We start from the raw sequence: 9,222 nt of genomic DNA on the forward strand, positions 1-9,222 counted from the left end.
TTTAGCGCTCACCAAAAGCTTCTGTCACATTGGTAAATACTGGTTTCCAGAGATACTGAAATACCGTTTTGTCTCCGGTCACGATGTCAGCTTCACCTGTCATCCCTGGGATCAAGTCGAACCGGCCGGGTTTATCCGAAAAATAGGGCTTATCAATGGCAATTTGCACTTTGTAAAATACCCCGCCTTTTTCATCTGAATCGGTACTTGGAGATATTCGTTTTACAATGCCGTCGAGGGCGCCATAACGGCTGTAATCAAATGCATCAATTTTAATCCTTACTGGCTGACCCACTTTCACAAAACCGATATCGCGAGGTGACAATTTGGCTTCCATTAAGCCCGTTTTTGTCATTGGTACAATGACCGCGACTGTGCCACCGGGCTGGATCACGCTGCCTGTCGATGAGGAGGGGATAGACTGAATAATGCCGTCGACAGGAGCGATAATGGTATTTTGCGAGACGAGAGAGCCTGATGATTTCAACCGAGCGATAATGCCAAGCAGTTCTGCTTGGGCATCGGTACGTTTCTCACCGACCTCTTTGAGTAAGGTCACTTGTTTCTGGTTTAGTTGTTGTTCTAAATTGAGCAAGTTTTTAGCCAGAACCTGTTGTTTGCTCTCCATGCTTCTCAGTTCGCGCATGTAGGAATCTAATTTTTGTTGCGACTCTAAAATTCTTAGCTTGGATACGGCTTGCTCTGCGGTAACCGACTGCATCATTGTTAGCGTTTGCTCTGCGGTTTTAATTTGATCGCTTAGCGGTGGGATCTCAGCTAAGAGGCCATCGATTTCTGCTTGAGATTTAGCGATGTCAGACTCTGAGAGTTGCTGCATTGCTACTCGCTCTTGGTTCATGCGGCTCAGTGATGCGGTATGCAATTTGACCAATTGTGGGTACTCAACTTCAAACTCACTAAAATTAGCCTCTCGTTGGTCAATAAAAGACTCGTAGCGCTCAATGCGAAGTAACAGGTTTGCGCGTTTACTGGCGAGTTCCTCTTCTGCTGATTGACTGTCAATCGAGACAAAGCTGGCTAATACATCGCCTTTTTTAACCACATCTCCCTCTTCTACCATCACCGAGGCCATAGTGCCGCCAGCGCGACTTTGAATGATCTGTCGGTGGCCAAGAGGAACAACTTGCCCCTTGGATTTGGAGATCTCTTCTACCTCGGCAAACAGTGACCACAACAACATGATTAACACTGAACCTGTGATCAAAAAGATGATGCGCTTAATTAACTTTCTTTCTGCGGGAGCTTCAATCGCATCGGTAAATTCATGCTCAGGCCATACTCGATTAGCTAGTTGACGATTATCCATTAGGGAGGTTCTCCTGAGATGATGCTTGCGGTGGCTGAGGTGCTTTTTCAGGGATAGGACCAGCGTAAACCACAGCTCCTTTATCTAAAATTACGACTTTGTCAGCTTGCTGGATCAACTCTTGATCATGACTGGTAAAAATCACGGTGCTCTTACCTTTGAGTGCGCTAAATGTCTTTAGCAGTTGGGCTTTAGCTACAGGATTACGATTGGCGATGGGTTCGTCGAGAATGATTAAACTTGATTGCTTCAGCAGTGCTCGCGCCAAACTGATATAACTGCCTTCTACGGCAGATAACAGTGTATGGCCACGATTAAACAGACTGATATTCAGATCATTGCCTAACGCTTTAAATAGCGACTCACCCCCGGCAGCTTTTATTGCGGTGACCAGTTCTTCATCTGTTGCGTCTAGTTTCGCGATGCGCAGATTGTCAGCTAAGGTGCCTGGAAAAAGATCGGGCTCTGCGGGGCAAAATGCGGCCCATTTTCTATAGGCTTCAGGATCATATTGCTTGAGGTTTTTGCCGTTAACCGTGACATAGCCCGCTTGGGCCTCTGCCACTCCCATGGCAGCAAGTAACATCGAGGTTTTACCGCAGGCGTTAGGCCCAATGATGGCGACATTTTCGCCGGGTTCTATATCAACGCTCACACCTGCTAGGGCGGGGTCGACCTCTGCACCATAACGCAAGGTGACGTGTTGAAAACTTATCTTAGGTGCGATTTGAGTCGCGGGTGTATCGAGCCTGAGCTCATTGTGTTCCGTGCCTGCTTGCATAAAACGGTCAAACTGTTTTATTGCCATATCCATCATGGTAATTTTCTGGCTTGATGAAAATGCTAACTGTGCAGGCCCAGTTATGCGCCAAATCAGCATGACGCAGGCAATAAGTGCACCAGGGCTAATACTCTGGTTGAGTACTAAGAAGATGCCTGTAAAAACGGTAACTAGCGCGGTAAGTAAACTCATGGCGTGGGCGACGGCGGCGTTTAAGCCATTGCGCTTAGCGTAGAGGAAGTTTTGCCGACAGTTCTCTTTGCATTGCCTGGCAAACTTAGTATTCCAGCCATCGGTTTCGCCGCTGGTTTTCAGTTGTAGCAGGTTTTTGGCGAGTTCATTAATCGAGTTTTGATAATCTCCACTAATGGTGGGCGCAGCTGATTGAGCATATTTATTGACGGCTTTCATCACTAAGTAAAACAGCAATAACATCACCAACGGCACTATCACTAACCAGCCACTGAGTAGCGCGATGGTGATCAGTGCGATAGCGGTGAAAGGAAGGTCAACTAAACCTGCACCACCAGGGCCGGAAAGTAAGGTACGTACTTTTTCCGCATTGCGCATGCGTGCCATATGGTTCGACAAACCCACTCGAGACAACACCATCAGCGGCATACTCAATAACCGCCTAAAGGTGATATCTGAAAGGTCACGTGCAAATCGGTTGCTGGTGGTGGCTAGCAGCTTAGCTCGAGTGAGGCGTGTTATCACTAAAATGGCCAAAGCTAGTGCTGCACCAAGGGCGATGGTGGGCAGTACATCCGGTGCTTGTCCGCCAATGACGCGGTCATAAACGGCCATGGTAAAGAGGGGCACCGCCAGCCCGGTAATACTGGAGAGTAAACTCAGCCAAAATACCGGGCGGTACCACTTGGTGCGTTTGCTCATATGCGCTGCAAAGGCGCGAATATTCTGTTTGCTTGCAGGTAGACTTTCAATCACAAAAATATGCCCAATGAGGGGTAACTCTTGAGCACTTATTGCTTGCCACTGATCAGATTGCTGATTGAACATTTCATATTGCGCACCTCTACGCCTTAACATGACTGCAGGTTCATTATCAGGGACAATAATAAAAGGGTGAATGGCCTGTGAAATAGCATTTTTGTGCGTCTTATAGACCGAGAATCCAATGTGATGTTTTTTTAATAGGTTAGCGAATTTTACCGTGTCGATACTCTGAATTGCTTCATCACTGAGCAAATTATTCGCCTGAGAAAATAACCCTAGCTGCTGAAAAAGTGCGATTAATATATTTTTTAATTCAGGAGACGCTAATGTGTTCTCACTCTCTTCTAGTGACTTGGGTTGGCTGATAGAGTTCATGCTTGAACCTCCTGCATCGCGGGCAAAACCTGACACTCGCCATGCTCACTAATATTGATGCGTAGATCGCTATTGCTAGCGAGTTCACTAAAGTGAGAAGCGCATAAAATGGTCATCTGGCCTTTATAGTGATTGAGCACATTAACCAGCCTTGCTTGAGAATCGGCATCGAGTGAGATCATCGGTTCATCAAGTAATAAAATAGAGGGCGACTGTACGATGGCTCTTACCAGCGCAATAAGTTTCACCGCGCCTTTGTTCAGCATTTGGCTATCGTTTACGCCAACCTCAGTTTGATAACCCGACGGCAGTTGGGCGATGCTACTGGTGAGTCCTAGTGCCTCGGCAACTTCCATCGCCAGTGACTCTCGTTCTGGTCTAAATAGGGTCATGTTTTCCAATAAGCTGCCCGCAAAAAGTGTTGGCCAAGGTGAAACATAGGTCACTGACTGGCGGTACTCATTGGCTTGGTGTTCGCTTTGCCCAACGCCTGCAATGGTTATTGAACCTTGATCTAAATGATGAAATGCACCGATAACACTGAGGAGTAAACTGGCATGAGTCAGTGGATCTGATGTGACAGTGACTAAGCTGCCGCTGGGGATGGATAGCGTGAAATTATTGAGTTTCGCGCCCACTTGAGAGCTGGCAACACTGTCAAAATTGATAGGTCCAAGCGGCAGTTTCTGTTGGTACTTCGTGGTGCCTTTAAACACTTCTTGGGGCAGTTCAGCCAGATCGTTAACATGGTTCATGGCTGTATTGGCGCTGGCAAGCCGTGAACGCAAACTAATAATGGCACTTAGCGGTGCTATCGCTCTGCCCGCTAGAATGGAGCAAGCCGCCAACCCACCCGTGGTGAGATCACCATCGAGCACTTCGAGGCAGCCGATAAGGACGATTAATAATGTAGTGCCTTGAGACGCGCCTTGAATGAGCTCTTGCAGTTTTGATGATAACCAATCGACTTGCTGTTGTTGTTCAAGGCGGCGGTAGTTAATTTCACTGTAGATGGATGATAGGCGCGACTCCATCGCCAATGCTTTTGCCGTGGTTAATCCCGATAACACCAATATCAACATGCGTGAGCGTTCGCTATCGGTTAATGCTAAATCTTGCGTGGCGCGAGTTAACTTTTTACCAATGAGGAAAACCAGCCCACCGATCACTGCCCACACTGCAATAGGAATGAACACCAATGGACCGCCGATATAGGCGACCAATGCTAAAAAAATGAGCACAAAGGGAAAATCCATTAATGCCACTAAGGCTTGTCCTGAATAAAGCTCGCGCATCGCCGCAATACTGGCAAGCCCGTTGGACACTTTACCCGTGCCTAAGCTTTCCACATGGTGATAGTCAGATTGCATTAACGCATTGACAACTTTAGTCGTGGTTTGCAGTTCAAAATTGGCGGCAGATGAGGCCAACAACCAACTGCGGGCATAGCGCAAAAGTAACTCTAATAGAATCGCGACCCCGACAGCGGATACGAGCACACTCGCGGTGCCGTAGCCTTGGTTCGGCAATATACGGTCGTATATTTGTAGCATGGTAAAAGGCAGGGCTAGAGACAGTAAATTGATGAACGTGGAGGAGAGCAGTAACTCTGCCTTAGCGCGATTATTGTTTAGTAAACTGAAGTTTTCTCTCATCGCTTATCGCATCCTTGGACAGTCAGAAAAAGGTGTATAAATAATAGTATAGCTTTAGCTAACTTATTAAACTTAACAGAGTATTTACATCTTAGTGTAAAAATAAAGCAACTTTTGTCGGTTTTTTTGTCAATGAGACGATGATTGAATTGCTTGAGCTGAGTTGATGTTAGCTTGTTGATGAAAGGCTTTTGAATTTGTGCAGTTTTACTGAGGGGTGTCAGCCGGCAAATTTGCAGGGAAGCCGGCTGACGTTTAACGAATCTATTGGAGCGATAGATGCGTTAAATAGTACTATCAATGATGAGATTATTGAGTGTGTCTTAACCCAGCCTTATTCTTCATCGGATCGCCTTCGTAACCGAGTGCTTTCCAATTCATGCGGGTGCCTTTGTTATGGCAATCGCTACATTTCAAAGCGTCAGCTTTTGGTGAAACCATATGGTTGATACGCCACCACATTTCGGTTGCTGCAAAGCCGTGTTCACCACTGTAGCTTATGCCCTTTTCTACTAGCGTTTTATTGGCTTCCATACCTAACTTGGCTGCTTTGTCCCAATCATAGTCTGTCCAATATCCGCCTTCACCGTAAACTTTTGCAGTGACAAATATGTTTTGTTTACTGTCATAAATCTGCTTACCGCGGTGGACTTTAAAAGGATAGATCTTGGCCGTACTATCGCTAATATCACCTAATGGGTAAGTTAATTTAGTGATTTTACTTGGGTCCATTTTGTCGCCAACCATATAGGCGTCAGCACTACCGTTATACCAAGCGTATTCTGGTTCAACCATCTTGCCCCAGACAAAGTTGCCTTTCTTTTTCTGGTAATTTTTCTTGCCGTATTGATCTTTTGTTTCTTCAAGATCACTACCTGCCGTAGACCAATCCCAGCTCATTTTAGTCGGTTCATTACGCGCAAAAAACGGAATGTGACAAGTTTGACAGGCGACACTTGCAGCATGAGTATTGAGCTTTTTATTTTTGTGCGGCGTGGCTTCATGGCAGTTAACGCAGCCAATCGGATTTTGCCCACCAGGCGAAACGCCCATGGCATTACCGGTGATCTGATGATCCTCAGTGGTATGGCAAGTTTGGCATTGGAAGTCATTGCCATCAGTATCCATATGTACGTCAGTGCTTTTATCGGGATAAGACATAGAAGAGTCTAAATCGCCGTGCTTAACGGCATCGCCGCCACCACCAAAGAAATGACAAGTACCACAGTTATCGCGCACAGGAGCGCCGACATTCTGTGCTACTCGCTGAAGGTTTACGCTTGCTAATGCTTCGCCAGCGCCTACCGGATCTTTGATGTAAGTGCCAGTGGTGTCATGGCAGACAAGGCAATCTACTTTGGTCATGTCGGTGAAATCAAAGTTATTGTCTTTCCAACCGTAACCCGCATGACAACTGGTACATCTTGGTTCGTTGCCAGATATTGAGGTACAGAAGTTATTAATTGCATCCTTCTTACCGCGTTTAACCGTGCGCCCTGGTAGTTTCTGTTCTAACTCCCAAGTCCAGTGTGATGATTTCATAAAGTCTTTGGCGTGATCTTCATGACATTCAATACATTGAGTCGTGACTTCAGAGCCTTGTGAAAAAGGCCCCAGCACATATTCACTGTGAGGATTGGCCGCCATGGCGAATTGAGCGCTGACAAGCAGCCCTAACGCCATGGTTGGTATGATGATTCTTTTCATTTTTAATACTCCTTCCCCGGCTAGCGCCGGGGGGATTAACCTAACTTAGAATTTAACGGTGAGAGAAGCGTTGATGTCGTAAGCGGTGTCGACCACTGGTAGCATTGAGTAAGAAGTGCCCGCGATAACATCATCTACTTCTTGTGGTGCACCAACCGGTGTGCCGCTGCCGGTATATTCGAAATCGTAATAAATCCCTGCAAGTTTAATGAACATATTAGGGTTGATGTCGAACATGTAATAAGCCTCGGCAACATGGCCGCGAGTGGCTAACTTACTGCCGATGGGATCATCTTGTGCTTGAGTAAATGGTGTCCAATATTTAGAGCCGTAGTTGTACTCAAAACCAACTTTGCCGTAAGGCGCTGGGATCTGCACACCAGCATAGATGCTGTAGCCGTCTTTTGGACCACTGTCATCGGCAGCACTTGGCATCATGATGATCTCGGTGCCGTCAGAATTGAGCTTAGCTTCAAATACGGCATCACTTAACATGCCGCCAAACATTCCCGCGTTGCCATTGCCGTCGGCGCGAGTCCAACCGCCAGAGACGAACCATTTCACGTCGTTATCTTCTTCACGTGAGAAGCCGATACCACCGAGGTAAATGTCACCAATAACGCCGCTAGGCTGCACTCGAGTAACAAAGTTAAAGTTGTCAAACTTTTGCATGTCTTGGTACATGGTTGGCGCAAAAATGCTGGCTAGTTGGGTTGGGAACGCCATGGTGCCTTTAAAGCCATCGTTGACATCCATCGCACCAAATAGGGTGAACTGGAGGAAGTTTTTACCATCGTTAATGGCATCAATATTAAAGCCGCCGAGGTGGGTATCTTTAGTGACGATGTCACCGAAGAGCTCGCCATTGCCCGATTGTGACTCAAAACCCTGGCCGTAGCAGAAGCGAACAACTTGGCCTTCAACACCAGTAATATCACCGAGGTGATAGCCCATGGTGGCGCCGTCAAAGTTGAAGTTAACTAGGTGGCCAGATGGTGTGCCACCACGTTTTTCATTTTCACGATACTGGGTTGGCGGGCCGTAGGTTGATGGGCGACGACCAATCGACAAGTACAGTGGAGAGCCATTGATATTTTTCCAATCAAAGTAAGCGCGTTCTACTCTGAGGAAATCACCACTAGGGCTACCACTGCTGGTGCCATCCATAGTAAATGAGTTCCAAGAATCAAATACTTTAACGCCGGTGGAATCGCCCCAGTTTTTAAACATAGATAAGCGACCAGAAAAGCTGACGTTATCCCAGACTTTTGCTTTTAAATTAAGTCTAAGACGGGTGGTGTAGTAAATGTCATTATCGATATCTTGCGTGGTTTTCTGCGCCAAAGCATAAGGCATGACACCTTGTAGTTGACCACTTTGGAAGGCTGCTGCGAGGTTAGGATCGGCTGCCATCATTTTGCCGAGCGGAGAATTAGCATCGGTTGGAGAACCAAATGCACCAGACATCGCTTTGGCGCCGAAGTCACTAAAGTTGACTTTAATCGCGGGATTCCAAGTCACATTTTGATAGTGCAGTGTATGAGCTTTAGTACGGAAATCACCAGTGATCAGCAGTCTATCTAATGCTGTATGGCGTTCGTTGCCATCGACACGATCATTAAGATCATCTAATTCGCTAGTGATGTCTTCAAGTTGTTGTTTAAGATCTGCCATTTTTTGAGCATCGTTTTCTGCAGCATAAACGCTACCAGATAAAGCAAGCGCATTGGCAACAAGCAGTGAAATTAGAGTACGCATAACATCTCTCCTTTCGAGTTTTTAACCACTTTTTATATGGTTAACCTCGATTGATGTTGAGGAACGGCCTCGGATTAGCTGATTTTTGGCAGCATTAGGCCCTGAGGCATTCCCCATTTATTTAATTTAATGTTTGGTTCTAACTTGGTTAGAAGGACTTAATCCTTCATGCGGCTAGCCACAGGTTTGTGGTTGGTCGGAATCGGCTGCATGGTCATATAGGAATTGCTGAATGTCCTTAATGTCCTTCTTTGATAGCGCATTGAACGCTTCTTGATCACCCTTGTGCTTCATGCGCTTGAAGAAGCGATCCCACTGACTCATGGTTTTTGTCATCGGGGTCATTTCTCCACCGATATCACCTTGGCTATGGCAGGCTTTACACTCTTTTTTATACAGATGTTTACCTTTTTTAGGGTTACCGCCATCAGCGGCTTGGGCTTGAAGACCTAAAGACAGAGCTAGAGCAAAACCTATTCCGATTTTTGTGATTGTTTTCATCATCATTTCCTTACTATTTTTATATTTTTACGCTGTCCTTCGCGTGGTTAACAGAATGCTTCCAAGATGCGCCTGTGTTGTTGCTTAATTTAGCAGGGAGGTGTTACTGAATAGTTGAGCTTGATCACTTTCATGATAAAAATCTAATTGATAAAAATATC

6 protein-coding genes are annotated in these 9,222 nt (G+C 46.1%); all 6 read right to left on the reverse strand.

The genetic code is table 11. The features are described 5' to 3' along the window. Position 1 precedes the first annotated feature (1 nt). The 6 genes from CXF86_RS13110 to CXF86_RS13135 all read right to left on the reverse strand — a co-directional run bounded on the left by CXF86_RS13110 (position 2) and on the right by CXF86_RS13135 (position 9,064). The gene (locus CXF86_RS13110) at positions 2-1,327 is read right to left on the reverse strand and encodes an HlyD family type I secretion periplasmic adaptor subunit (protein WP_102039179.1); all 1,326 of its coding nucleotides are present in this window, start codon (positions 1,325-1,327) and stop codon (positions 2-4) included. Beyond that, a complete protein-coding gene (locus CXF86_RS13115; RefSeq protein WP_102039180.1) occupies positions 1,320-3,440 on the reverse strand; it encodes a peptidase domain-containing ABC transporter in 2,121 nt (706 codons plus the stop codon). The genes CXF86_RS13110 and CXF86_RS13115 overlap by 8 nt, the downstream gene beginning before the upstream one ends. Next, positions 3,437-5,095, reverse strand: coding sequence for an ABC transporter transmembrane domain-containing protein (locus tag CXF86_RS13120; protein WP_102039181.1), 1,659 nt, complete (start codon positions 5,093-5,095; stop codon positions 3,437-3,439). The genes CXF86_RS13115 and CXF86_RS13120 overlap by 4 nt, the downstream gene beginning before the upstream one ends. A gap of 309 nt (positions 5,096-5,404) precedes the next feature. Next, positions 5,405-6,778, reverse strand: coding sequence for a tetrathionate reductase family octaheme c-type cytochrome (locus tag CXF86_RS13125; protein ID WP_374702338.1), 1,374 nt, complete (start codon positions 6,776-6,778; stop codon positions 5,405-5,407). 69 nt (positions 6,779-6,847) lie between these two features. Next, the gene (locus tag CXF86_RS13130; protein ID WP_102039183.1) at positions 6,848-8,560 is read right to left on the reverse strand and encodes a DUF3373 domain-containing protein; all 1,713 of its coding nucleotides are present in this window, start codon (positions 8,558-8,560) and stop codon (positions 6,848-6,850) included. A gap of 174 nt (positions 8,561-8,734) precedes the next feature. Further along, positions 8,735-9,064 carry a c-type cytochrome gene (locus tag CXF86_RS13135; protein WP_101089459.1) on the reverse strand — a complete coding sequence of 110 codons (330 nt, stop codon included), beginning with the start codon at positions 9,062-9,064 and terminating at the stop codon, positions 8,735-8,737. Positions 9,065-9,222: the final 158 nt, after the last annotated feature.

Origin of the sequence: Shewanella sp. GutCb (genome assembly GCF_002836135.1) — a bacterium.
GTDB lineage: Bacteria > Pseudomonadota > Gammaproteobacteria > Enterobacterales > Shewanellaceae > Shewanella.